The 24,520-nt window shown below is 71.4% G+C and carries 17 protein-coding genes; 4 read left to right on the top strand and 13 right to left on the bottom strand.

Annotated elements, in window-relative coordinates; all coding sequences use genetic code 11:
• Window positions 1–219: 219 nt before the first annotated feature.
• From ACFQGL_RS24140 to ACFQGL_RS24160, 5 genes are all read right to left on the bottom strand, one after another.
• On the bottom strand, window positions 220–1,779 hold the full coding sequence (locus ACFQGL_RS24140) for a hypothetical protein (RefSeq protein ID WP_377514665.1): 1,560 nt from the start codon (window positions 1,777–1,779) through the stop codon (window positions 220–222).
• Window positions 1,780–1,933: 154 nt separating this feature from the next.
• The gene (locus tag ACFQGL_RS24145) at window positions 1,934–3,904 is read right to left on the bottom strand and encodes a GTP-binding protein (protein ID WP_377514666.1); all 1,971 of its coding nucleotides are present in this window, start codon (window positions 3,902–3,904) and stop codon (window positions 1,934–1,936) included.
• A 174-nt stretch (window positions 3,905–4,078) separates the two neighbouring features.
• Window positions 4,079–6,949 carry an FAD-binding and (Fe-S)-binding domain-containing protein gene (locus ACFQGL_RS24150; protein WP_377514667.1) on the bottom strand — a complete coding sequence of 957 codons (2,871 nt, stop codon included), beginning with the start codon at window positions 6,947–6,949 and terminating at the stop codon, window positions 4,079–4,081.
• A gap of 24 nt (window positions 6,950–6,973) precedes the next feature.
• Entirely contained in the window at window positions 6,974–8,170 is a 1,197-nt protein-coding gene (locus tag ACFQGL_RS24155; protein ID WP_377514668.1) for an anhydro-N-acetylmuramic acid kinase, read from the bottom strand.
• Window positions 8,171–8,181: 11 nt separating this feature from the next.
• Window positions 8,182–9,741 (bottom strand): sodium:solute symporter, encoded by a 1,560-nt coding sequence (locus ACFQGL_RS24160; RefSeq protein ID WP_377514669.1) that lies wholly within the window; start codon window positions 9,739–9,741, stop codon window positions 8,182–8,184.
• Between the two features lie 196 nt (window positions 9,742–9,937).
• Between ACFQGL_RS24160 and murQ the strand changes: the two genes are divergently transcribed.
• On the top strand, window positions 9,938–10,831 hold the full coding sequence (murQ, locus tag ACFQGL_RS24165; RefSeq protein WP_377514670.1) for an N-acetylmuramic acid 6-phosphate etherase: 894 nt from the start codon (window positions 9,938–9,940) through the stop codon (window positions 10,829–10,831).
• Between the two features lie 33 nt (window positions 10,832–10,864).
• On the opposite strand, the gene ACFQGL_RS24170 is transcribed toward murQ, so the two are convergent.
• The 4 genes from ACFQGL_RS24170 to ACFQGL_RS24185 form a co-directional block, all read right to left on the bottom strand.
• A complete protein-coding gene (locus ACFQGL_RS24170; protein WP_377514671.1) occupies window positions 10,865–12,091 on the bottom strand; it encodes an RNA polymerase sigma factor in 1,227 nt (408 codons plus the stop codon).
• Entirely contained in the window at window positions 12,088–12,444 is a 357-nt protein-coding gene (locus ACFQGL_RS24175; RefSeq protein WP_377514672.1) for a YciI family protein, read from the bottom strand. The genes ACFQGL_RS24170 and ACFQGL_RS24175 overlap by 4 nt, the downstream gene beginning before the upstream one ends.
• A gap of 163 nt (window positions 12,445–12,607) precedes the next feature.
• Window positions 12,608–13,270: a response regulator gene (locus tag ACFQGL_RS24180; RefSeq protein ID WP_377514673.1), complete on the bottom strand. Its 663-nt coding sequence runs from the start codon at window positions 13,268–13,270 to the stop codon at window positions 12,608–12,610.
• Window positions 13,258–14,418, bottom strand: a complete 1,161-nt coding sequence (locus tag ACFQGL_RS24185; protein WP_377514674.1) for a sensor histidine kinase — start codon at window positions 14,416–14,418, stop codon at window positions 13,258–13,260. The genes ACFQGL_RS24180 and ACFQGL_RS24185 overlap by 13 nt, the downstream gene beginning before the upstream one ends.
• Window positions 14,419–14,548: 130 nt before the next feature.
• Between ACFQGL_RS24185 and ACFQGL_RS24190 the strand changes: the two genes are divergently transcribed.
• Both ACFQGL_RS24190 and ACFQGL_RS24195 read left to right on the top strand, forming a co-directional pair.
• On the top strand, window positions 14,549–14,950 hold the full coding sequence (locus ACFQGL_RS24190; RefSeq protein WP_377514675.1) for a DUF6069 family protein: 402 nt from the start codon (window positions 14,549–14,551) through the stop codon (window positions 14,948–14,950).
• Entirely contained in the window at window positions 14,947–15,420 is a 474-nt protein-coding gene (locus ACFQGL_RS24195) for a hypothetical protein (protein ID WP_377514677.1), read from the top strand. The genes ACFQGL_RS24190 and ACFQGL_RS24195 overlap by 4 nt, the downstream gene beginning before the upstream one ends.
• Window positions 15,421–15,455: 35 nt before the next feature.
• Here ACFQGL_RS24195 and ACFQGL_RS24200 read toward each other — a convergent pair whose 3' ends face one another.
• Window positions 15,456–16,748, bottom strand: coding sequence for an MFS transporter (locus tag ACFQGL_RS24200; protein WP_377514678.1), 1,293 nt, complete (start codon window positions 16,746–16,748; stop codon window positions 15,456–15,458).
• A gap of 155 nt (window positions 16,749–16,903) precedes the next feature.
• Between ACFQGL_RS24200 and ACFQGL_RS24205 the strand changes: the two genes are divergently transcribed.
• Complete coding sequence (locus tag ACFQGL_RS24205) at window positions 16,904–17,620, top strand: alpha/beta fold hydrolase (protein WP_377514680.1); 717 nt, start codon at window positions 16,904–16,906, stop codon at window positions 17,618–17,620.
• Between the two features lie 163 nt (window positions 17,621–17,783).
• Here ACFQGL_RS24205 and ACFQGL_RS24210 read toward each other — a convergent pair whose 3' ends face one another.
• The 3 genes from ACFQGL_RS24210 to ACFQGL_RS24220 all read right to left on the bottom strand — a co-directional run bounded on the left by ACFQGL_RS24210 (window position 17,784) and on the right by ACFQGL_RS24220 (window position 24,348).
• Complete coding sequence (locus tag ACFQGL_RS24210) at window positions 17,784–19,913, bottom strand: ThuA domain-containing protein (RefSeq protein ID WP_377514681.1); 2,130 nt, start codon at window positions 19,911–19,913, stop codon at window positions 17,784–17,786.
• 12 nt (window positions 19,914–19,925) lie between these two features.
• On the bottom strand, window positions 19,926–23,069 hold the full coding sequence (locus ACFQGL_RS24215; protein WP_377514682.1) for a glycosyl hydrolase family 95 catalytic domain-containing protein: 3,144 nt from the start codon (window positions 23,067–23,069) through the stop codon (window positions 19,926–19,928).
• A gap of 331 nt (window positions 23,070–23,400) precedes the next feature.
• Window positions 23,401–24,348, bottom strand: coding sequence for a methionyl-tRNA formyltransferase (locus ACFQGL_RS24220; RefSeq protein WP_377514684.1), 948 nt, complete (start codon window positions 24,346–24,348; stop codon window positions 23,401–23,403).
• Window positions 24,349–24,520: the final 172 nt, after the last annotated feature.

Here is a 24,520-nt window from a genome sequence, read left to right on the forward strand (position 1 = left end):
TCGCCGTGCGCTACGAAGCCACCCTCACCATCGCCGCCATCAACCAATGGCTTCGTGCCCTACGAAACACGGCCTAGCGCGGTGCCGGCGACTGTTCAGGACCGACCGGTCACGGACGATGCGCCCCTACCCGCTGACGTGACGCGTCCGGCCCCGCAGCAGGCCCGATACTGGTGATCGAACCTGTGCGGGACCGGACGCTCCCACCTGATCGGATGATCAGCCGAAGCAGTTGGGCACGGGAGGCGAACTGGGTGTGCAGTTGGTGGGCCGGTTGCCGGTGATGGCCGACTTCTGGTCCACCGTGACCTGGCCGCCGTCGTTGAAGATCCCGCCGGGGGCCAGGGCGGAGATGTTCTCCGTGACCTTGGTTTCGGTGAGGATGACCGTGCCGCCGTTGTAGATTCCGCCGCCCTGCGAGCTCGTACCCACGGCCCTGTTCCGGTCGACGTGGCTGCGCCGCAGTACGACGGTGCCACTGCCGACGTGGACGCCGCCGCCGTGCTCGATGGTGCTGTTCGTGCTGGCGGTGTTCTCGCTGATCCAGGTGTCGTCGGCGACGAACTGGCCGATCTGGTTGAAGACGCCGCCGCCGCGTTGGCCGGCTTCGTTGTGGTGGACCTTGCCGTGTTCGAGGCGGAAGGCGCCGTCGCTGAAGATTCCGCCGCCCTCGCTGCCGGCTCGGTTGTCGTTGACCTCGATGTTCCGGGCTTCGGTGGTGGAGTTGATGCCGCCGCGGATACCGCCGCCGCGGAAGCCCGCGGTGTTGTTGTCCAGGCGGACGTGGTCGAGGACGGCCACCTTGCTGTTCGACAGCCCGCCACCCGCGCCACCGATCGGCAGGATGTTGACGACCCCGATCGTGTTGTTGTAACTCAGTCGGGTGTTCTCCACGGTGAGGTCGCCGTTGTTGTAGATGCCTCCGCCGTCGTACAGGGCGCTGTTGTTGCTGATGTTGCTGCCGCCGTCCTTCTTGTCCTTGTCCCAGTCCTTGCCGTCCCAGTCCTTGCCGTGATCGCTCCGGCCGAGGATCTTCGCGAAGCCGAAGTTGGCGATTCCGCCACCCAGGCCGTTGGTGCGGTTGTAGACCACGTCGGTGTTCTCGATGGTGGCCCTGCCGCCGATGTCGATCCGGATGCCACCGCCGCCGGCGCCGACCCCACCGTCGGCCTGGCCGCCCTTGATGGTGACGTCGCGCAGTGTCAGGTCGCCGCCAACTCCGACCTCGAGAATCCGGAACGGTGTGGCGTTGGCCGCGCGGACGATGGTGGAGCCGTTCCCGTCGATCGTGACCGGCCGGGTGATGATCGGCAGGCCGACGGCACCGAAGGGTACGGGCGGAGGGGGTGCGGACCTGGTGAGCGTGTAGGTGCACTTCTCGGCGAGCCGGAGTTTCACGCCGCTGCCGGCGTTCGCCCGGACGATCGCCGCGATCAGCTCGTCGGCGCCACAGGGTACGGACCGGAAATCGTCGTCCTTGCTGTCCTTGTAGTCGCCGTCCTTCTTGCGGTCCTTGCCGTCGCGGCCGCCCGGGTCCTGTTTTCCGTTGTCGTTGCCGCTGGCCCGGCTGCCGTCGGCGAGTGCCTGCGTTCCGGTGCTCGACAGGCCGGTGCCACTCTTTCCGAACGCTCCGCTCACCCCCGGCGTGAAGGCGGCCAGGCCGGCCAGCCCGGTCAGTCCGGCCACCCCGGCGACGAGCCAGCGCGCGCGCCTCCTCTTCGGTGGACCCGGCTGCTCCGCCGCTGCTTCGCTGATGTTCGGGTGTAGATAGTTGGACATCGAGCTACCTAGCCCTTCTCCGTACACCGTGTCTCTGCACGCCACAGTCGGTGCAGAAGGCGACAAATCGGTTGCCGCCACCAGGGTGAACGTAGTCGAGCGTTCTTCGCATCAACCGGCCTTATACGAAAAGTACCTGCATTCGGTACATACATCACCGCTGGGCGAGAAAGCGCAGGTACTCCACCCGGTCGAACGGGTTGCCGTCGGCGCGGGTCCGGCGCGGCGGGTCACCGGACACCGGGCGGTCGCCACCGGGCACCGACGACCACAACCCCTCCCCGCTGGACAGGTCCGGCAGCCGCCGCTGCGCCTCCGGCTCGGCCCGCGCCGGCAGCACCCCGCCGATCCGCCAGCCGGCCGCGATCTCGTCGGTGCTGTCGACCCGGGCGCCGAGTCGACCCAGGTACGACGTGACCGGTCCGAGCCGGTCGGCCGGTACCTCCGCCTCGAACCGGCGGCACGGCTCGAAGACCCGGGTGCCGGCCTCGGCGAGCGCCTGCATGAGGACGTACGGCGCCAGGTCCCGGAAGTGCCCGGCCGTGGTGATCGGCGACCAGTAGCCGCTGTGGGTGAGGGTGACCCGGATGTCGGTGACCGGCCAGCCGTGACATCCCTGGTCGAGAGCGGCCCGGGTGGCCTCCTCGATGGCCTTGTGGAACGACAGCGGCAACGCGCCGAGTCCGACCGCCAGCCGGTAGACCACCCCGGAGTCGGGCTCGACACGGAACCCGACGGTGCCGAAGAAGCCGTGGCCGATGATCTCCACCGCCGCGCCGGTGCCGGTCGGCCGCTCGACGTGCAGGAGCCGGCCCGGCCCGAACTCCGCCTCGATCCCGTACGTCTCGGCCAGCGTGGCCGCCAGCACCTCGCGCTGCACCTCGCCGTAGAGCAGCACGCTCGTGCCGCCGTCCGGGGCCACCCGGGTCCGGATGAGCGGGTCGGCGTCCGCGATGTCCAGCAGCGCGGCGTGCAGCGCCAGCGTCCGGGCCGGGTCACGGGGTCGAACCACCGCCTCCAGGGTCGGCGCCGGAAAGTACGACCGCCCGTCGAGTCCGGTCGAGCTGCCGACCTGGTCGCCGAGGCGTACCCCGGTCAGGCCGGCGACCCGGGCGATGTACCCGGCGGTCAGCGCCGCCGGCTCCTGGTTCCGCCCGGTCGGGTCGGCGTGCTCCGTGGCCGCGTCGAGCACGTCGAGCCGCGTGATCCGGGCGCGGGTAGCGGTGATCCGGCCGTCCGGCTCCCGGCGGTACGCGACGACCCGCTGCCGCGCCCGGAGCCGCCCGCCGTACGACCGCAGGTACGCCACCCGCTCGCCGGCGGAGTCGCGTTCGATGGCGAAGACCCGGGCCCGCGGCTCGGGCTCGGCCGGTGGCGACGCCGGGAGCAGGGCCGCGATGGCGTCCAGCAGCTCCGGTACGCCGGCCCCGGACATCGCCGAGCCGAACAGCAGCGGGTGGACCTGTCCGGCCGCGGCCTGCACCCGAAGCGCCCGGTCGATCCGGTCCGGGTCGGGCGGCAGGTCGTCCACCAGGGCGGCCAGCAGCTCGTCGTCGTGCTCGGCGAGGACCTCGGCGAGTCGGAGGGCGCCGCTCCGGTCGTACCGCGGATCGGAGAGCTGGAAGGCGGCCCCGGGGGTGCCGGGCGCGCGGACCGTGCCCAGCGGGGCGACGGCCGGGGTGAGCAGCCGGCGCACGTCCGCGACCAGCTCGTCGCTGCGGGCACCCACCCGGTCGATCTTGTTGACGAAGATCAGCGTGGGGAGCCGGAGCGAGCGGAGGATCCGCATGATCCGCCGGCTGTGCGGTTGTACGCCCTCGACGGCCGAGAGCACCAGGATGGCCGCGTCGAGCACCCCGAGCGCGCGTTCGACCTCGGCCACGAAGTCGCTGTGCCCGGGGGTGTCGAGCAGGTTGACCTGGCGGTCGCGTACTCCGAACGCGGTGACCGCGCTGCGGATGGTGATGCCACGGCGGCGCTCGATCTCGCCGGTGTCGGTCTGGGTGGTGCCCGCGTCGACGCTGCCGAGCCGGTCGATCACGCCGGTGGCGTGCAGCAGGCGTTCGGTCAGGCTGGTCTTACCGGCGTCGACATGGGCGACGATGCCAAGGTTGACGGTCTGCATGGGCTGACGGGTCCTCGAAAGCTCGCGTCCGGATGGGCGGGAAGGTTTCGAGTCCTCGCATCGCCGTGCTCCCGTCGGTCGTTTCGATCCCGTGTTGGCACTGTGCCGGTGGCCCCGGTCCAGCCGGGCCCAGGGTCAGGCTGGCACGGCCGGGCCGGCCGTGCCACCGAATTGCTACGCCGGCGACTCGATCGCGTCGAGGAGCACCTGGAGCACGTGCCGGTACGACTTCCCGGTGGCCCGGCTCATGCCCATCTCGCAGGTCCGGTTGCAGGAGGCGTACGCGTCGTGGTCGCGCTGGTTGACCTCGGCGGCCTGAGCCGCGGTGGCGCTGGCGGTGACCTCGGGATGCAGCAGCCCCCGGTCGCCGGCGAAGGCGCAGCATCCCCAACTGTCCGGCACGGTCACGGTGTCGGCGACAGCCCGGGCGACCGTCCGCAGGTCGTCGATGCCGCCCAGGTGCACGGTGGAGCAGGTGGGGTGCAGGGCCAACGAGCCCAGACGCCGGGGCTCCGGCAGCGTCGGCAGGAGGTGCTCGGCGGTGAACGTCACGCTGTCGACGAAGCGCAGAGCGGCATATCGGGCCCGGTCCCGCTCGGCCAGCGCGGCGGTCAGCTGCGTCAGCCCGTGCGTGCAGGATGACGCGTCGCAGACGATCGGCAGGCGGCCCTGGTCGCTGGCCTCCCAGAGCACCGCGAGGGTCCGCTCGGCCATCTCGCGGTGACCGGCGGGGTAGCCCTTGGACTGCCAGGGCGTCCCGCAGCACAGGCCCGCGGTGCCGGCCGGTACGACGAGCGGCACCCCGGCCAGTTCGGACAGGCGCAGGAACGCCGCCGCGGAGCCGCCGGACGGGCCGTCCTCGGGGGCGAAGATGCTGCCGATGCAGGCCGCGAAGAACACCGCGCGTGCGTCCGGCGCGCTGCGGGGTCCGGGGCGGCGAGCGCCGGCGCGCGGCATGTCGGCGCTCCACCGCGGCACGAGTTCGGTGGCACCGAGCCCACGGATCACCTCGGTGGCGGCGCGGGTCACCGGTGTCGGTACGACGTGTGCCGCGTTCAGCCCCACCCGGACGCCGGCCACGGCCGCCTTCCAGTGCCGGGCGGCACCGCGGGCGGTGCGCTGGGCGAGAGGGCTGTGCCGCTCGGCGCGCAGCCGCTTCATCGCCGCGCCGGTGTCGATGCCGACCGGGCAGGCGGTGACGCAGAGGCTGTCCGCGGCGCAGCTGTCCACCGCGGCGTACGCGTAGTCGGTGGTCAGCTCCCGGCGGCGCTCCTCGTCGCCGGCGGCGGTGGCGAGGGCGATCTGCCGTTGCAGGACGATGCGCTGACGGGGCGTGGTGGTGACGTCGGCGGTGGGGCAGACCGGCTCGCAGTAGCCACACTCGACGCAGGCGTCCAGCTCGGGGTCGACCGTCGGGACGGCCTTGAGCTGCCGCAGGTGCACGGTCGGGTCGTCGTTGAGCAGGACGCCGGGGTTGAGCATGCCGCTCGGGTCGCACAACCGCTTGAGCTCGCGCATCACGTCGTACAGCTCGTCGCCGTACTGCCGGCGGACGAAGGGGGCCATGGCCCGGCCGGTGCCGTGCTCGGCCTTGAGTGTTCCCCCCTCGGCCAGCACGAGCTCCACCATGTCGTCGGTGAACCGGGCGTAGCGGTCGATCTCGGCCGGTGTGTCGAACGACTGGGTCAGCATGAAGTGCAGGTTGCCGTCGCGGGCGTGTCCGAAGATCACCGCGTCCGGGTAGCCGTGCTGGTCGAACAGGCGGATCAGCCCGTCGCAGGTGCCGGTCAGGCGCGGCAGAGGCACCGCGACGTCCTCCAGCAGGGCCGTGGTGCCGGGCGTACGGGCACCGGCGACCGCGGTGTAGAGGCCCTTACGCAGGTGCCAGAGCCGCGCCCGTTCACGCGGCTCCCGGGTCAGTTCGGTGCCGGTGACGGCGGGCAGCTGGTCGAGCACGGGCCGGGCGTCGGCCAGCGTCGCGGCCAGCCGCTCCGCGCTGTCCTCGGTGAACTCCACCAGCAGCGCGGCGTGCCCGGTGACCGTCAGCTCCCGCAGGGCCCGGCTCGCGTCCGGGTCGCGTTGGCTGACCCGTAGCGCGGCCGCGTCGAGCAGTTCGGCGGTACGCGCGCCGGCGGCGAGCAGGGCGGGCAGCGCGTCGGTGGCGTCGGTGAGACCGGGCAGGATCAGCAGGCCGGTGGCGGCGTGGTCGTGGATCTCGACGGTACGGAAGACGGCCTCGGCCACGAAGCCGAGCGTGCCCTCGCTGCCGATCATCAGGTGGGCGAGCATCTCGACCGGGCTGCTGTGGTCGAGCAGGGAGTTCAGCCCGTACCCCATGGTGTTCTTCATGGCGAACAGCCGCTCGATCGTGGCGCGCGACCCCGGCGTCGAGCGCACCCGGTCGCGCAGGCGCAGCAGCCCGGCGTGCAGCTCGGGCTCGTCGGCCCGCAGCCGGTCGTCGGCGTCGCGCGCGGCAGAGTCGACGACGGTCCCGGACGGGAGGACGAAGCGCAGCGACTCCATGGTGCGGTACGCGTTGTCGGTGGTGCCGCAGGTCATCCCGCTGGAGTTGTTGGCCACCATGCCACCCACCGTGCAGGCGGCCTCGCTGGCCGGATCGGGGCCGAGCCGGCGTCGGTAGCGGGCCAGCCGGGCGTTGGCCTGCCGGATCGTCAGGCCGGGCTGGAGCCGGATGCGGCGGCCGTCGTCGAGCACCTCGGCGTGCCGCCAGTCGGTGCGGACGTCGACCAGCACGCCCGCGCCGCCGGCCTGCCCGGCGAGGCTGGTGCCGCCGCCGCGCAGGGTCAACGGCACGCCGGCCTCCCGGGCGCCGGCCATCAGCGCGCCCACCTCGGCCGCCGAGGTGGCGCGGACCACGGCCTGCGGCTCGAAGAGGTACGGCGAGGCGTCGTGGGCCGCCGCCAGCCTGCGGGGCAGCTCGGTGCTCGCCCGGGTCGGATCATCGAGGCGCGAGCGCAGCAGCTCGGCAACCTCGCGGGCATGGGCGTCGGCCGCGGTCGGCGTGGGTACGCGTACGGGTCTCATCGGCGGATCCTCCCGGGAACGTGGTCAGCCGGCCACCGGAGGCACGGCGGGACGGTCGACGATCACCAGCCGTCGCGGCGCGCTGTCGACCGGTGCCGGCAGCCGCAGCGGCTGTCGGCCGGGGGTGATGCTGCCGAGCACGGAGGCGTGTCGCGCGCCGGTGCCCGACGGCAGGGTGCCCGGCAGCCCGTGCACGGTCAGGTAGCCCAGCAACGCGAAGGCCAGCGCCTCCTTGGCGTCCGACGCGACGCCCACGTCGTCGCTGGACGACAGGTGTACGCCCGGCAACTCATCGGCGATCATGCGCATCAGCGTCGGGTTGTGTGCGCCGCCGCCGGAGACGACGAGCCGGGTGACGCCGCGGTCGCGGCAGGCGTCGGCCACCGTGACCGCCGTGAGCCGGGTGAGCGTGGCCAGCACGTCCTGCGGATCGGGCGTCGGCGCGTCGGCGAGGGCGGCGAGCAGGTAGGGCAGGTGGAACAGTTCCTTGCCGGTGCTCTTCGGGCCGGGCAGCCGGTAGTACGGCTCGTCGAGCAGCCGCCGCAGCAGGTCCGCGTCCACCTGCCCGGCAGCCGCCCCGCGCCCGTCCCGGTCGTACTCCTGGGCGCCCGCGCTGAAGTGGCGCGCGGCGGCGTCGAGGAGCGCGTTGGCCGGCCCGGTGTCGAAGGCCACCGGATCGGTGTCCGGCGCGACGACGGTGATGTTGGCGATGCCGCCCAGGTTCAGGGCGGCGGGGACGCCGGGCAGGCCACGCAGCAGCAGCGCGTCGAAGAGGGCGACCAGGGGGGCGCCCTGGCCGCCGGCGGCGACGTCGCGGCTGCGCAGGTCGGCCACGACCGGAACACCGGTGGCCTCCGCGATCCAGGCCGGCTGACCGAGCTGGAGGGTGCCACGGACCGTGCCGGCCTCGACCCAGTGGTGCATGGTCTGGCCGTGCGAGACGACCAGGTCGGCGTGGCCGTCGCAGAGCTCCGCCAGGGCCCGTACGCCGGCCTCGGCGAAGGCCTGGCCGATGCCGGTGTCCAGCACGCAGATCGCCTCGGTGCTGGTCGGCGCGGGCGGCAGAGCGGCGGCGATCTGCGTGCGCAGCTCGTCGGGGTACGGGTGGCTGAGCCGGCCCAGCGGGCGCATCCGCAGGGTGTCGCCGCTCAGCTCGAACTCGGCGGCGGCGGCTTCGATGCCGTCGTACGAGGTGCCGGACATCAGGCCGATCACGCGCATCAGGTCCTCCTTCACGCCCGGCCGCCGGGCGCCGTCGCCTCGGCCGCCTCGTCGCTGCGCCGGTGGTCGTACGGCACCGCGGGGGCCGGGTGGAACCGGCTCGACACCGCGCCGACGAGCAGGGTGATCAGGACTCCGATCGGCACCAGCCACTGCGCGGCGATGGCGGTGGGGACGGTGGTCCCGGCCGTCGTGACGTCGATCTTGACAGAGCGGACGATGTAGGTCATCACCGCCACGGTGACCAGGAAGGCGATCACCGCGTCGACCTGGTTGGCCCGCCGGACCAGGCGGCCGAGCAGGAAGGCCCCGAGCAGGGCCCCGTAGGTGTAGCCCGCGATGGTCAGGCCGGTCAGGTAGACGTTGCCGGTGCTCGAACTGAACGCGCACGCGAAGATCGCCATCAACACCGCCCAGACCAGGGTCATCACCCGGGCGAGCCGGAGCATCACCTCGTCCGACGGGACCTTCCGGAAGAAGCTGTGGATGAAGTCGGCGACGGTGGAGTTCGACATCGAGTTCAGCGCCGACGACAGTGAGCCCATCGCGGCACCGAGGATGCCGGCCACCAGCAGACCCGAGATGCCCACCGGCAGGGCATGCAGGATGAAGCTCGGGTAGAGGTTGTCGCTGCTGTCCAGGCCGAGTTCCTTGAAGGTCTGACCCTTGTTGTACGACCACAGCAGCGCGCCGACCAGCGAGAACGCCGCGAACTGGATCACCACGAAGATGCCCGAGGAGATCATCGCCTTCTGGCCCTCGCGCAGCGTGCGGGTGGACAGGATGCGCTGCACGATCAGCTGGTCCGATCCGTGGCTCGCCATCGCGAAGATCGCGCCGCCGATGATCGCGGTCGGCAGGGCGAACGGGCTGGTGAGCACGTGTGCGAGCGTGAAGTTGGTGTCGAAGAGCTGGAACTTGCCGGCGTCCAGCGCCTGCGTATAGCCGTCGAAGCCGACGGCGTGGCTGAGCACCGCGATGGCCAGGATCGCCCCGCCGAGGTAGAGCCCCATCTGGATGGCGTCGGTCCAGATGACCGCCTTGATGCCACCGAGGTAGGTGTAGACCACCGTGATGAGGGTCAGCACGATGATGATGGCCTGGTAGCCGACATTCAGCCCGAGCTCGTCCAGGAGCAGCTTGATGGGGATGGCCGAGGCGAAAAGCCGTACGCCCTCGGCGAGCAGGCGGGTGAAGACGAACGTCACCGACGCCAGACCCTGGAGTTTCAGGCCAAACCGCTCACCGAGGTACTGGTAGGCGCTGACGAAGCCACCCCGCTTGTAGAGCGGAATCAGCACCGCGGCCACGACGACGCGACCGATGACGTAGCCCAGGGCCAGCTCGACGTTGCCGAACCCCTGACCGCTGTAGGCCCCACCGGGCACGCTGATCACGGTCAGGACGCTGGTCTCGGTGGCGACCACGGAGAACGAAACGGTCCACCAGGGCAGCCGACCCTCGCCCACGAAGTAGTCCTTGGCGGATTTCTGCCTACCGGACAGGCGTAGTCCGACGAAGGCGATCACCACGAGGTACAGCACGATCACGACGAGGTCGAGTTGACGCACAGCTCACTCCCAACCAGCGGTTGTCGATAAGTGACGTTAGTCGAGGGTAACGCGAAACTTTTTGCCACTGACCGGCCAGCCTGGCTACGCTGTGGTCTCAGCCTGCTGGTATGGGGATGGGGCGGTGGTCCAGCAGAGCACACCCGGCGCGCCCGGCGGCCGGCGACTGGACACCAGCGAGAGGAACGATTGCCCCGTGGACCTCAGCACCCTCGGCACCGAGACCCGCAACGACAGGACCACCGATCTCGACCGGATGTCGCCCACCGAGCTGCTCCTCGCGATGAACGACGAGGACCGCTCGGTCGCACAGGCCGTCCGCCGGGCCGTTCCGGAGATCGCGGCCGCCGTCGACGTCGTCGTGGCGTCGCTGCGCCAGGGCGGGCGACTGATCTATCTCGGCGCCGGCACCAGCGGCCGGATCGGCATGCTCGACGCCGTCGAGATCCCACCCACCTTCGGTACGTCGCCGGACCGGGTCATCGGTCTGCTCGCCGGCGGGGCGGGAGCCTTCGGTGTGGCCGTCGAGGGCGCTGAGGACAGCCCGGCCGGCGCCGTCGCGGACCTCGACGCGGTTGGCCTGACCGCCCGCGACACGGTGGTCGGGCTCGCCGCCAGCGGTCGTACTCCGTATGTGGTCGGTGGTCTGGCACACGCCCGCGCGCGCGGAGCGACGACCGTCTCCGTGGCCTGCAACCGGGACGCGGTGATCAGCCGGTACGCCGACGTCGCCATCGAGGTGCCCACCGGCCCCGAGGTCCTCACCGGCTCCACCCGGCTCAAGGCCGGCACCGCCGAGAAGCTCGTCTGCAACATGCTCTCGACCGCCACGATGGCCCGGCTCGGCAAGGTCTACGGCAACCTGATGGTGGACATGAACGCCACCAACGAGAAACTCGTCGACCGGGCGCGTCGGATCGTCGCCGAGGCCGCCGACACCGACCTCGACACCGCGGCGCGGGCGCTCGCCGCGGCCCACGGGCACGCCAAGACGGCCATCGTGCTGCTGCTCGCGAACTGCACCGCCGAGGAGGCCGCGGCACGGCTGCGCGACGCCGACGACGACGTCCGGGCGGCCGTGGCGGCCTGACCCGGGGCGACGGGGCGACGTCGTCCCGTCCGGTCAGTTGGAGACCGAGCGCAGCCGTTCGGTGAGGAAGGCGCGCTCGACCTCGTTCTCGGTGAGGGCCAGGGCCTCCTGGTACGCGTCGGCCGCCGGCGCCCGCTGGTTCAGCTGGCGCAGGAAGTCGCCGCGGGCGGCGCTGAGATAGCCGTAGGTGGCCAGCACCGGCTCGGCGAGCAGCGGCGTGAGCGCGTCGAGACCGGCCTGCGGGCCGTCGCGCAGACCCACGGCCACGGCACGATTGAGCTCGACCACCGGCGAGGGCCAGAGCCGCAGCAGGACGTCGTACAGCCCGACGATCTCCGCCCAGTCGGTGTCCTGCCAGGTCGGCGCCTCAGCGTGTACGGCGGCGATCGCGGCCTCCACGGCGTACCGCGTCGGCGGCTGGCGGCGCAGCGCGTCGGTCAGCAGGGCGACGCCCTCACTGATCAGCCGGGTGTCCCAGCGCCCGCGGTCCTGCTCCGAGAGGAGTTGCAGCCGCCCGGTGGCGGACCGGCGGGTGTCGGCACGGGCGTGGATGAGCAGGAGCAGCGCCAGCAGGGCGCTGATCTCGGCATCGTTCGGCATGAGCAGGTGCAGCAGGCGGGCGAGGCTGATCGCGCTGTCCACCAGGTCCCGGCGGACGAGCTGCGCACCGGTCGGTGCCGTGTGGCCGGTGGTGAAGATCAGATGGAGGACCTCGAGGACCGCGCTGACACGCTCGGCGAGGTGCTCAGGAGGCGGCACGCGGTACGGGATACGGGCGGTGGCGATCTTCTTCTTGGCCCGGGTGATCCGCGCGGCCATGGTGGACTCCGGCACCAGGAACGCGCGGGCCACCTCGGCCGTGGACAGCCCGCAGACCAGCCGCAGCGTCAACGCGACCTGAGCCTCGCGGGACAGGGCGGGGTGACAGCAGGTGAAGACGAGCCGCAGGCGGTCGTCATCGAGGCCGTCCTCGGGGCCGGGCACCGCCTGCTCGGACACCAGCAGCGGTAGGGCCCGGCGAAGCACCGACTCCCGACGCAGCACATCCAGCGCCCGGTTCCGGGCGGTGGTCGTCAGCCACGCAGCGGGGCGATCGGGGATGCTGGTCGGCGTCCAGGTGTGCAGCGCCTGCGCGTAGGCGTCCTGGGTGCACTCCTGGGCGAGATCCAGGTCCCGGGTCAGGCGTGCCGTCGCGGCCAACACCCGGGCCCAGTCGCGGCGGTGCGCCTGCGCGACCGCCGCGACGACCTCGGCGCTCATCCGTGCTCGACAACCGGACGGATCTCCACCCCACTGTGACCGGCGGACACCTCGTACAGCCCTGAGGTCAGAGCGATCACCTCGTCGAGGTCGGCGGCTTCGATCAGGTAGTAGCCGCCGACCGCTTCCTTGGTCTCCAGAAACGGCCCGTCGGTGATGGCCAGCCGACCGGTCGGATCCGCGCGCAGTGCGGTCGCGACATTCGCCAGCTCCAGCTGCTGGCCGTCGAGGATGGCCGGCCCCGCTGCGACGGAGAAGGCGTGGTGGGCCTCGTCGCGCTGCCGCAGCTCCTGCGGGGACATCGCGGCCCACTGCCGCTCGTCGCCGTAGATGAGGATCAGGTACTTCGCCATGTCGGACATCCCATCGTCTGGAGCCCTGCCCGGGCCCGCCTACCTGTCCGACGAGTCAACCCGACCGTCGATCGACATTCGCGGGAACAATTTCGTCAGCGTGGAGATTCGCTGCCGCGACCTGGACCGAGCACCGCGACCTGGACCGAGCACCGGGGCCTGGTCAGGTGAGCCGGCCGTCGTGGGCGAGCAGCGCGATCTGGGTACGGTTGTCGAGGTCCAGCTTGGTCAGGATGTGCGAGACGTGGGCCTTGACCGTGGTCACGTTCATCAGCAGCTCGCTGGCGATCTCGGCGTTGGAGCGGCCGTGCGCGATGGCCAGCACGACCTCGCGTTCCCGGGGCGTGAGCAGGGCCAATTGGTCGCGCGCCCGCTCGTAGGACTCGGCGCCGAACGCCACCCGCTGCATCAGGCGGCGCGTCACGCCCGGCGACAGCATCGGATTGCCGGCCGCGACGGCGCGGACCGCCTGGCTGATCCGCTCCGGCGGGGTGTCCTTGAGCAGGAAGCCGCTGGCGCCCGCCCGCAGGGCCCGTACCACGTGTTCGTCGGTGTCGAACGTGGTGAGCACGATGACCTCGGGCGGTCGGTGGCGGCGGCGCAGGCGCTCGGTGGCGGTGATGCCGTTCACGCCGGGCATCCGGATGTCCATCAGCACCACGTCCGGCATGTGCCGGTCCACCGCGGTGATCGCCGCACCGCCGTCGGCGGCCTCACCCACCACGACGATCCCGTCGGCGCCGTCGAGCATCATCGTCAGCATCCCGCGTACGAGGGGATCGTCGTCGACGATGACGACCCGGACCACGCCCGTCACCTCGGCCACGGCAGCCACGCGGTGAGGTGGAACCGACCCGAGGCGTCGATGTGGTGGCCGACCCGACCGCCGGTGAGCGCGGCCCGTTCGGCGAGACCGATCAGGCCGGCCCCGCCGTCCCCGGTGGCACCGCCGTCGAGCGTGGTCGGGTTGCTGACCTCGATGCTCAGGCCGGAGCCCGGCGCGCCGCCGAGAGCGAGCAGGACCGGCTGCCCGGCGGCGTGCTTGCGGGCGTTGGTCAGTGCCTCCTGCGCGATCCGGTACGCGGTGCGGCCGACCGTCGGGGGGATCTCGACCGGTGGGCCGAGCGGGTCGTCCACCTCGATCTGCTGCCCGGCGGCCCGCGCCTCCTGGACCAGACGCGGCAGGTCGGCGAGGGTCTGCCCGGGTGGCGCGTCCGCCGGGGCTTCGGCGTCGTCGCTGCGCAGCAACGTGATGACCTCGCGCAGCTCGTCGAGGGCGTGGTGTGCGCTGGCCCGGATCACTCCGGCGGCGGCGCTGAGCCGCTCGGGCGGCGCGTCCGGCCGATATTCCATCGCGCCGGCCGCCGCCGCCAGCAGGGACAGCCGGTGGGCCAGCACGTCGTGCATTTCCCGCGCGATCCGGCTGCGCTCGGCCGCCCGCGCCTCGACGACCCGCCGTTCCTGCTCCTGCTCAGCCCGCCAGGCCCGGTCGCGCAGTGCCGCCAGCAGGGCGTGCCGGGCCTGTGCCCAGGTGCCCCAGCCGAGCAGGGCCGCGTACGCGGCTGTCATCAGCACCAGCCGCCACCCGTACGGCAGGCTGGGCATCGGCCGCCAGAGCGCCAGCACGGCCTCGCCCACCACGCCGAGCGTCGCCACCGCCGCGGCCTGCCGGAACGGGCGACTGCGGGCGGTGAACAGCACCGCGAAGCTCGCCACCGGGGTGGCCACCGGCGACAGCGCGACCAGGAGGCCGGCCAGCACGCCACCGACCTCCGGGCGGCGGACGACCACCGGAACGAGGGTCAGCGCGGCCACCGCCAGCGCGACGTCGGCACCGACCAGGACGGTGGAGCTGGAACGGGTGGCGGACCACAGCGCGGTGGCGACGAGGACGCCGATCGCCGCGGTCGTCACGCCCACCGGGGTGGAACGCCATGCCCGCGGTGGGTCGACCACGCACCTCGCCACATCCACCAGCGCAGGCTACTGGGCGCGCAGCGCGCCGGACCACCTCCTTTGGTAGTACGCCGCGCCGCCGACGGATGTACCCGCCGTGGCTCTCGGACCGACGTGCCCGGCCCGGCCCGATCGACAGACTCGGGGAATGACGAACACGCTTGTCCTACGTCGAGTCGCGGTGGCGGCCGGCGCGATCCTGGTGGCCGCGGCCGAGTTCGCGATCCTGCACTCGGCGGCCGGCGTCGAGCTGGCGGTCAACTCCGGGGACTCGACCCGGCAGGTCACCGTGGCCGCGGTCGTCGTGGCCGCCGCGCTCGCGGCACTGGCCGGTCGGGTGCTGCTCGCGGCGCTGGAACGCTTCACCGGCCGGGCCCGGATCTGGTGGACCTCGATCGCAATCGCGGTCCTGCTGCTGTCACTGCTGGTCGGGCCGCCGAGCGGTGTCGGCGGGGGAGCGAAGGCGACTCTCGCACTGCTGCACCTGAGCGTCGGCGTCGTCCTCATCGTGGGCCTGCCCCGGCCGCGCTCGCAGGGGCGGAACCGATGACCACGCTGACCGTACGCAAGCAGGACGGGGCCTTCGTCCTCGACTCGGGCGCCGGGCCGCGCGCCTCGCTGCGTACCGGCTGGACCTGGCGGTGCGGCGAGATCCGTACCGGCGCGGGCCTCTGGACGGTCGAGCCGACCGACCGCCGGCGGATCGGGTTCGCCGCGCAGGCCGAGCACGGCGCGGCGGTGCGGCTCGACCCGCGCCGGTCGCACGTGCCGGGGCCCGGCGGGGTGGCGCACTGGGCGTTCGGTCGCCGCGGCGGTGAGCTGACCCGCGACGGGCATCGTCTCGCGGTGCGCCTTTCCGGCCGGCTCGGCGGGCCGGTCCGTGTCGAGGTCACCGGCGAATGGGCCGAGGTGGAGCTGGTGGCGCTCACCGCCTGCTTCGCGCTGATGAGTCGCCGTCGGCGGCAAACGCTGATCATGATGGCGGTCATCGGTTCCGCCAACGGCGGCCCGATCGGTTGACCCGAGGCGTGTCCGGCGATGCGACCGGGGGCGGCCTAGGACCCGCCTTGCCGATCCTGGACCGGTGTCCCCGTCCGGGCGGGTGTGACCCGGCGCGTAGCTGCGGGGCGGGTGGGGGGACGGGCGGTGGTCGGCGTCGGCCCGGCGGCGCGGCCCGGCCCCGGCCCGGCGGCACGGCCCCGCCCCGCGTCCACGGCGAGGAGGGCGAGGGCGACCAGCGTCAGCAGCCCGCCGACGAGTGCCAGCGGGCGTGCCCCCGAGGTGGGCAGAAGCGTGCCACCGAGCAGCGATCCGCCGGCGATGCCGGCGTTGAAGGCGGTGCTGACGCCGGCCGACGCCATGTCGGTGCTGCCCGGAGCCAGTTGCAGCATCCGGTTCTGCACGGCGGAGCCGAACGCCGCGTAGGCGAGGCCGATCCCGGCGAGGAGTGCGACCACGGCGGGCCGGAGCGCGCCGAGCGCGTACAGGCCGAACAGCGAGGCCGTCCCGATGCTCAGCGGCGTCAGCAGGGAAGCGACCGGCCGGGTGTCCAGGGTCCGGGTGGCGGCCAGGGTGCCGACGACGCCGGCCGCGCCGGAGACGAACAGCAGCGGTGCCAGCACCGCGTCGGCGAAGCCGCTGACGTCGAGCAGGAACGGTGTGACGTAGGTCTGCAGGGTCATGAAGCCGCCGATGCCGAGGGCGGTCGCGATCAGCAACCAGGCGAAAGCCCGCCGGTCCGGTGCGGTGCCCCGGGCGGCGCCGCCGGCGGCCGGGGGATAGGAGGGAAGGAGGACGAGTACCGCGGCGGCGATCGCCAGACCGATCCCGGCCAGCACCGCGAACGCCACGCGCCAACCGGCCTGCTGTCCGAGCCAGGTGCCCAGGGGTACGCCGAGCACCGGGGCGAGCGTCGCCCCGGTCGAGAACAGCGCCACCACCCGGCCGCGTACCGCGACCGGGAAGGGCCCGGTCACGGTCGCGGTGGCGATGGACCAGAACAGCGCCTGGGCGAGCGCGGTCAGGAGGCGGGAGCCGGCCAGCACGGCGTACGTCGGCGCGAGCGCGGCAGCGGCGTTCGCGGCGGCGAACAGGAGCATCGTGACGCCGAGCAGCTGACGCCGGGGGATCCGCTGGGTCAGCCGGGCCAGCGGTACGGACGCCAGCACGACCACGACGGCGTACCCGCTGACCAGCAGACCCACCTGGGAGCGGGACCGGTCGAGATCGGGTGCGATGTGGGTCAGCAGGCCGACGGGCAGCAGCTCGGTCGTGATGAACGCGAACGCGGCGAGCGAGAGCGCGACGAGCACGGCCCTGGCCCTTCGCGGCGACACCTGCGGCGCCATGGCCCACCCCCTCAGGTTGGTCACCGTAATCGAGGGGCCCGACACCGTTCGAACCGCCGCCGGGGGGTCTGGACGTTTCGCCCGCGCGAGAGGGGTATTCAGGCGTACCGGCGTGGCCGGCGGTAACAGCGTCACGGAGTAAGGGAGCGCGTGTCATGCCCGATCCGCAGCCCACCATTGTTCTCGTGCACGGCGCGTTCGCCGAGTCGTCGAGTTGGAACGGTGTCATCGAAGGGCTGGGCGCCGCGTACAACTCGGTGGCCGCCGCCAACCCGCTGCGGAGCGTCGCGGGCGATGCCGCGTACCTGCGGGACGTGATACGCGGGATCGGCGGGCCGGTCGTCCTCGTCGGCCACTCGTACGCCGGCATGGTGATCACCCAGGCCGCGGCCGACGAGTTGTCCGTGCGTGCTCTCGTGTACGTCAACGCCTTCTGCCCGGACACCGGCGAGTCGGCGCTCGCGCTGTCCGCAAAATTCCCCGGCAGCACGCTCGCCGACACGCTGGTGCAGTATCCGGTGTCGACCGGCGGCAACGAGGTGGCGATCGGCCAGGACACCTACCACGAGCAGTTCGCCGCGGACGTGTCGGCCGACCGGGCCGCGCTCATGGCCCGGACCCAGCGGCCGATCACCGAACAGGCCCTGAACGACAAGCTCTCCGGCGCCCCCGCGTGGCGATCGCTGCCCAGCTGGTTCGTGTTCGGGGACGCCGACAAGAACATCCCGGTCGCCGTGCATCAGTTCATGGCCGAGCGGGCCGGCCCGCGGGGCCAGCGCGAGATCGTCGGCGGTTCGCACGCGGTGGCGGTGGCCCGGCCGAGCGAGGTCGCCGAGACCATCATCGAGGCGGTCCGTGGCGTGGGCGGTTGACGGGCAGCCGGTGCGGCCGGGGGACGCCGGCCGCACCGGCTGCCCTGGTGGTGGTCCGCCGTCACGGAGGGGACGGTTCGACGACGGGCCCGATGGGGCATCGGTGCCTCGGTAGGTGAGGCAGCGGAAGGGGACCGGCGGCCCACGGGACTGGGCGACCGGCTCAGGTGCCGTGGACCTCCAACTCCCACAGCGAGTAGCCGTACGCGGGCAGGGCCCGTTGGGTGCCCTGGACGCGCACATAACGGCCGGTCGCCGAGATGGCGATGTCGTCCACGCCGCCGTCGCCCGTGGTCGTGGTGTGGACCGGCGACCAGGTGACGTTGTCCGGGGAGACCTGGATCTGGTATGCCCGCGCGTACGCCGCCTCCCAGGTCAGCCGCACCCGTTCGAGGGTGCGGGACGCGCCGAGGTCCACCGAGATCCACTGCGGGTCGGCGTACGCGCTGCCCCAGCGGGTGGCCGCGTTGCCGTCCACCGCGTTGGCCGCCACGTGCGCGCTACCGGGCTCCACACTGGACGCGGTGACCGGCCGGCCCCGGGAGAGCAGGGTGCCACCGGTGGCGGTGCCGTAGACGTTGAGGTCCCACAGCGAGTAGCCCCACTGGGTGGCGCGCTGGGTGCCGTACACCCGTAGGTAGCGGCCGGTGCCGCTGACCGTGAGGTCGTCCACCCCGCCGTCTCCGGTGGCGGTGCTGTGGATCGGTGACCAGGTCACGTTGTCCGGCGACACCTGGACCTGGTACGCCCGCGCGTGAGCCGTCTCCCAGGCCAGCCGCACCCGGTTGATCGCGTACGTGGCACCCAGGTCGACCGAGATCCACTGCGGGTCGGCGTACGCGCTGCCCCAGCGGGTGGCCGCGTTGCCGTCCACGGCGTTGGCCGCTGCGTGCGTACTGCCCGGCTCGACGCTGGACGCCGTCACCTGCCGGCCCCGGGCCAGGTCGCTCGCGGGTGGCTCGCTCGGGCCGTCCGTCCTGATCCGGACGTTCCGGTAGTTGATGTCCATCCCGGCCCCGTCGTTCTGCAACCCGATGTAGCCGTTGGCGATGGCCCGGCTGCTGACGTAGTCGTTGATCTTGACTCCGTTGAGCCAGATCTCGACCCGCTGGCCGTGCACACCGATCTCGTAGGTGTTCCAGGAGCCGGGTGGGTTGAGCGCCGCCGCGCGGGCGGCCTGGTCGGGTGCCTGGAAGCTGTAGACGCTGCCGGTGGTGCGCGTCGGGTCGCCGTCGGTGGCGTCGATCTGGATCTCGTGACCGGCGTTGACCGGGCCCCACGGGTCACCCTGCGGATCGGGGAATCCGATGAAGACCCCGCCGTTGTCGTCGCCCGGCATCATCCAGTCGACCTTGAGCGAGTAGTTGCCGAAGGTGCGTACGGGGTACCAGAGCAACCCCATGCCACCGTTCGACGTGAGGGTGCCGTCGGCCAGGGTGAAGCCGCCCGGCCCGGCCTGGCGCCACTGCCCGAGGCTGGCCTGCGTGCCGTCGAACAGCGGGGTGTAGCCGGGCTCCGGCCGGCAGTCGGCCGCCACTGCCCCGGCCGCCACCTGGATGCCGCCGAGCAGCATCCGGGTGAAGTTCGGGTCGCTGTAGCTCTGCTCGGTGTGGCCGAGGCCGGTGTACCAGGAGCGTCCGCCGCCGTAGCTGTGGCACCAGGTGATCGGGTGGTCGCCACCCATTGACCCACCCGTGTACGACGACTCGTCGAGGCTGGCCAGCACCTTGACCGCGGAGCGGGGGTTGGCCCGGTAGTTGTACCACTCGTCGGTGCGGGGCCAGGTCGACGGCAGGTGCGCGGTGGAGGCGTTGGCCCGGTCCTCGACCCGGACGGTCGCCTGCTGGATGGCCGGGTGCGAGGCGAAGTACGCCCCGACCAGGCCGCCGTACCACGGCCAGTCGTACTCGGTGTCGGAGGCGGCGTGCACCCCGACGAAGCCACCGCCGCCGGCCATGTACGCCTCGAACGCGCCCTGTTGGCCGGCGTTCAGCACGTCGCCGGTGGTGCTGAGGAAGACCACCGCCTGGTACTGGGCGAGGTTGGCCGTGGTGAAGGTGGCCGCGTCCTCGGTGGCGGTGACGGTGAAGCCGTTCGCCGCACCGAGTTGTTGGATGGCGGCGATGCCGTTCGGAATGGAGGAGTGCCGGAAGCCGGCGGTCTTGGAGAAGACCAGGACCTTGCCCAGCGGTGCGGCCTCGGCCGGGGTCGCGGCCACCGTCGTCGCACCGGTGGCGACGGTGAGTTCGGCGACCACGGCGGCGGCGAGGGCGGTGATGGTGCGTCTGCGCATGAGGGCTCCTTGTCAGAGGGCGACCAGGTCGAACTTCTCCCAGGGGCCGATCGCGTCCCGGTTCGCGATCAGTGCCTCGGCCCCGCCGTTCTCCGCGACCACGTACCGGTTGTTCACCGTCGCCCGCAGACTGACCGAGCCGTCCGCGTTGCGTACTAGGGCGAAGGTCTCCCACGACCCGGCGGACGGCCGGTTGGCGATCAGCGGGTTGGCGCCGGCGTTCTCGGCGCAGACGAACTGGTTGTTCACCCGGGCCCGTAGCGCGATGTTGCCGCCGCCGAGATCGACCTGGTCGAACTGCTCGGAGCTGCCCACGCTGGTGGCGGACGCGACCAGGTTGCCCGCGCCGGCGTTGGTGGCGCTGACGTAGCGGCCGTTCGCCTGGGCCCGCAGCGCGACCGCGCCGGTCGCCGGTGGGCTGCCGCCGGTGAGGATCCGCAACGCGTCGATCATGCCCACCGAGGTGGTCTTGTTGACGATCCGGATCGTGTGCGAGCCGTTGGTCAGCCCGGTCTTGCGGAACACGACCTGCTGGGCCTGACGGGGGCCGGAGACGTTCAGGTTCACGTTGGTCTGCAGGACGTTGTCCAGGTAGACGTCGACGTTGCCCATGTCGCTGAACTGCTCGGACAGGTACTCCACCCCCGTGCCGGTGAAGGTGTAGCTGGCGGCCGAGCCGACGGTGGTGCTGTGGTGGGTGTCGTCGTTGTAGTCGCCGTACCCCCGCGCGGTGGTGTGGTGCCAGTTGGCGTCGTAGGTCAGCATCGTGTCGTTGACCAGTCCACCGCCTCCGGCGCCGCCGAGGCCCAGGGTCGAGGCGGTGCCGGACAGGCTCTTCTCGCCCTGGTTGGCGGTGCCGGTCAGGGTGGTGGTCGCGTACGACGACAGTGGCTTGGCGGTGCGCTCCAGCACGTACACCGTGTTCGCCGCGGTGGCGAAGCTGATCTCGGCGGCCGAGGTGGTGGTCAGCACGGCGTTGTCCGAGGTACGACGGACCCGGACCTCCTGGCCGCCCCACGGGTTCACCACCCGGGCCGTCTTGCCGTACTGGCTGCGCAGCCCGACGTACTTGACCTCGCCGGCCTCCCGCTCCGAGCTGACCAGGAACCCGTCCTTGGCGAGCAGCGTGAACTTCCCGACGAAGCTGGCGTCGGTCGGCACGGCCGGGAAGACCCGGATCTTGTCGTTGTACGACTGGAGCAGCGACTCGTTCATCGCCGTCAGGTGTACGCCGAGGTACTCGAAGACGCCGTTGGTGTTGTTGGTCATCCCGTTGGGGTAGTTCTGGTACTTCTGCAGCATCGTCCGCATGCCCTGGAACGCCTGGTTGCCGAGCCCGAGCCGGGCGGCGTGCACGTGGTCGTTGGACCAGACGTTGCCGTACGGGTGGGGCCGCACGTTCCAGGTGTTGATGGCGGTCTGCTGGTCGGGGTAGCCGATGCCGGTCTGGTCGTACGGCCAGGCCAGCTCCAGCGCCACGTTCTCGTTGTTGCGGGTCTGCGAGATCGGCGGGTCGTGCGGCAGGTACGCCCCGTTCTGGACCTGGTACGGGGCCAGGTTGTTGACGATGCTCTGCCAGTTGGCCCGCAACCCGGCGTCGAGGCCGAGCTGCTGGCTCACCTGGATCGTGAGCGGGAAGAGCAGCCGTACCGCCGCCAGGTCGGTGATCGCGTTGCGGACGTCCCAGTACGTCTCGTGGGCGTTCGAGTTGGCCATGTACCACCGGCCGGTGCCGCTGTCGTAGTCCAGCATGTCCTCGTAGAACTTCACCGCCTCGCGCATGTACGGATAGGCGGTGTTGCGCAGGTACGTCTCGTCGTTGCTGTACCGGTACTGCAGGTACATGTTGTAGGCGGCCTCGGTGCCGGTCGAGTAGAGGTCGTTGACGTAGTCGCTGTTGACCGTGCCCCGGGCGTTGCCGTCCCAGCCCATCGTCTCGGGCACCCAGAGCCCGTCGCTGCCGTAGCGGGTGGTGGTGTACGACTTCAACGCGGCGAGGTTGCGGCTGTAGAGCCGGTTGAAGCCCGCCAACAGGTCGACGTGGTTGCTGGCCAGGAACGAGTTGTAGACGTCGCGCTGGTTCCAGTACCAGTACCCGTTGCTCCACTTCGAGTTGTCCTGGGTGGCCCTGAAGACCCCGTTGATGAAGTGCAGCGGGTAGTTGCCGTAACCACCCGCCGCGATCATGTAGGTCGCCAGGTAGTAGACGTTCTCCAGGTAGTCGGCGTCGCCGCCCGCGTTGGAGTACTGGACGAACGACTTGGCCCAGAAGTCGTGCCACCAGTTGCGGTAGTTGTTCAACGTGGTCGTGTAGCCGGCGCTCTTGGCCGCCGCCAACTGGTTCTTCGCCTGGTTCACCGAGTTGAGGCCGGGCGAGTTGATCCGGCTGGCCGCGGTGAACCACACGGTGTAGCTCGACGTGGGGGTGATCGTCAGCCGGACCCGGGTGCCGTTGACCACCTGGGAGGAGTACGCGGCTCCCTCGACCGTGGCGGCCAGCGTGTACCCGAAGTTGTTCGCGTCGGTCTGCCCACGGCTCAACCCGACGCCGGTGGCGTCGGCGAAGGTCGAGACGGTACGCCAGGTGTTGAGGTCCGGGACGTCCGCGATGTTCTGGACGGTGTTCATGTCCCACAGGCTCAGGTCGAGCCCGACGCTGCTCACCCCAGGTCGGGTGTCCTCGACGTGGATGCCCATCACCTCGGAGTTGGGCGCGCCCAGCACCGTGACGGTGCGGTTGTTGTCGTACTTCGTGGTCAGTGTCCCGTCGTACAGCGAGAGGCGCTGCTGGAAGGTGGTGTAGCCGGTGTCCATCTGCGGGTTGCTGTAGAGGTTGACCAGCCCGGCGGCGTAGGTCGACTGCTGGGCCAGGTCGACACCGGAGACCTGGGCGGTCAGGCCGTTGTCGTTCCAGACCATGGCGCCGGTACGGCCGTTGCCGACCGTGAGCCCGTGCAGGGGGTTGGTGTTCGGGCGGTTGTAGACGATGTCGTGCTTCGCCAGGTAGCCGGCCCGGTTGACGTTCAACGTCCCGGTGCTGGTGCCGAACGCGGCGTCCGTCGGTGCCGCGGTGGCTGGCCCGGCCGGTCCGACGGCGACGACACCACCGGCGAGCAGGACGGCGAGCGCGATTCGTAGCGGCGTCGTCATCTTCATCGACACGATCTCCTCTGGATCGTCCGTGTGGATGCATGTCTCGCACCCCGGGAGGTGCCCCGGTCTGCCCGCGTCCGCCGAAACGAGGGCGATGTCGAGACGACGTGGAACGGTGCCCACCGCGCCGGGTTGACGGCAATACGATGAACATCGACCCACATCGTTAAAGTGCAGTTAACATCGGACGTCTTCGAGGGTCAATCCCTCGGCAGCGGAATTCTTCGGCTGCGCCCGTCGAGAGGTGACGCGAGACATCCGACCTATTAGCGTGCCGCCGGTCGAGCCGGAGTGGCCGGCGGGTGCGGATCCCGCCGGCCACCACGCCGAAGCGTCACGGGTGGTTGGTGAGGTACCCGCCCATGGTCGAGAAGTAGTCCTGTGCGGCAAGCTCGGTGCCGTCCTCGGTCCGGACCCGGGTGATCAGCAGGCCCGGGTTGCGGCCGTGGCGCGCGTCGGCGCCGGCGACGATCGCCACGCCGTCGCCCTCGCGGTAGAAGATCCGTCCGGGGGTGCCGCCGTACCGGGCCTCGGAAACCTCCGCGGCGAGGACCGCCAGTCGCTTGCCGCGGTGGTAGGTGTACGCGCTCGGGTACGGGTAGGACTGCGCGCGGACCAGCCGGTCCAGGTCCTCGGCCGGCCAGGTCCAGTCGATCCGGCAGTCCTCGTCGGCCCGCTTGTGGAAGAAGCTGGCCCGGGACCGGTCCTGTGCGACCCAGTCGGTGCGGCCCGAGGTGAGCAGTGCGAGGCCGTCGACGGTGATCGGGCCGAAGAGTTCGAGCGTGCGGTGGAAGAGGTCCGTCGTCGTGTCCCGAGGGCCGACCGGCACCGCCCGCTGCAACACGATGTCCCCGGCGTCGAGGGTCTCGTCCATGACGTGTGCGGTCACGCCGACCTCCTTCTCGCCGTTGATCAGTGCCCAGATCAGCGGGGAGAAGCCCGCGTATGCGGGCAGTAGCGAGTCGTGCACGTTCAGCGTGCCGAACCGGGGGAGGTTGAAGATCTGCGGCGGGATCCAGGTGCGCCAGTTGGTGGCCACGATGACGTCGGGTTCGGCGGCGCGCAACTGCTCCATGAGCTCGTCGCCGTCCGGACGGTTGCGGAGCAGGACCGGGACGCCGTGCTTCTCGGCCAGCTCGGCGACCGAATCGTCCCAGATCTTCTCGTAGGCGTGGTCGCTCTTGGGGTGGGTGACGACCAGCACCACCTCGTGTTCGGAGTTGAGCAGCGCCTGCAGGGTGCGGTGCCCCCAGGTCTGGTACCCGAACATGATGACCCGCATGGGCGATGTCCCTCCTTCGCATCGGAGTCCGCAGTGGACTCCAACTTCGCACCGACGTGGCTTGATGTCGCCGTGGCGCCGATCGTACTATAGGTTAGCCTTGCCTAAGTGGCACAGGGTGTTCGTTGGTGTACGTCCTGCGCAGGCGTCGATCGTTTCCATACCCGGGCGT

Origin of the sequence: Micromonospora vulcania (genome assembly GCF_042658605.1) — a bacterium.
In the GTDB taxonomy this organism is placed as follows: domain Bacteria; phylum Actinomycetota; class Actinomycetes; order Mycobacteriales; family Micromonosporaceae; genus Micromonospora; species Micromonospora vulcania.

Excerpts from the sequence above, each read along its gene's own strand:
- ACFQGL_RS24200 (WP_377514678.1), bottom strand. The coding sequence starts at position 16,748 with ATGGCGCCGCAGGTGTCGCCGCGAAGGGCCAGGGCCGTGCTCGTCGCG.
- ACFQGL_RS24205 (WP_377514680.1), top strand. The coding sequence starts at position 16,904 with ATGCCCGATCCGCAGCCCACCATTGTTCTCGTGCACGGCGCGTTCGCC.
- ACFQGL_RS24155 (WP_377514668.1), bottom strand. The coding sequence starts at position 8,170 with ATGCGCGTGATCGGCCTGATGTCCGGCACCTCGTACGACGGCATCGAA.
- ACFQGL_RS24215 (WP_377514682.1), bottom strand. The coding sequence starts at position 23,069 with ATGAAGATGACGACGCCGCTACGAATCGCGCTCGCCGTCCTGCTCGCC.
- ACFQGL_RS24170 (WP_377514671.1), bottom strand. The coding sequence starts at position 12,091 with ATGAGCGCCGAGGTCGTCGCGGCGGTCGCGCAGGCGCACCGCCGCGAC.
- ACFQGL_RS24140 (WP_377514665.1), bottom strand. The coding sequence starts at position 1,779 with ATGTCCAACTATCTACACCCGAACATCAGCGAAGCAGCGGCGGAGCAG.
- ACFQGL_RS24150 (WP_377514667.1), bottom strand. The coding sequence starts at position 6,949 with ATGAGACCCGTACGCGTACCCACGCCGACCGCGGCCGACGCCCATGCC.
- ACFQGL_RS24145 (WP_377514666.1), bottom strand. The coding sequence starts at position 3,904 with ATGCAGACCGTCAACCTTGGCATCGTCGCCCATGTCGACGCCGGTAAG.
- ACFQGL_RS24195 (WP_377514677.1), top strand. The coding sequence starts at position 14,947 with ATGACCACGCTGACCGTACGCAAGCAGGACGGGGCCTTCGTCCTCGAC.
- ACFQGL_RS24190 (WP_377514675.1), top strand. The coding sequence starts at position 14,549 with ATGACGAACACGCTTGTCCTACGTCGAGTCGCGGTGGCGGCCGGCGCG.
- ACFQGL_RS24175 (WP_377514672.1), bottom strand. The coding sequence starts at position 12,444 with ATGGCGAAGTACCTGATCCTCATCTACGGCGACGAGCGGCAGTGGGCC.
- ACFQGL_RS24220 (WP_377514684.1), bottom strand. The coding sequence starts at position 24,348 with ATGCGGGTCATCATGTTCGGGTACCAGACCTGGGGGCACCGCACCCTG.
- ACFQGL_RS24210 (WP_377514681.1), bottom strand. The coding sequence starts at position 19,913 with ATGCGCAGACGCACCATCACCGCCCTCGCCGCCGCCGTGGTCGCCGAA.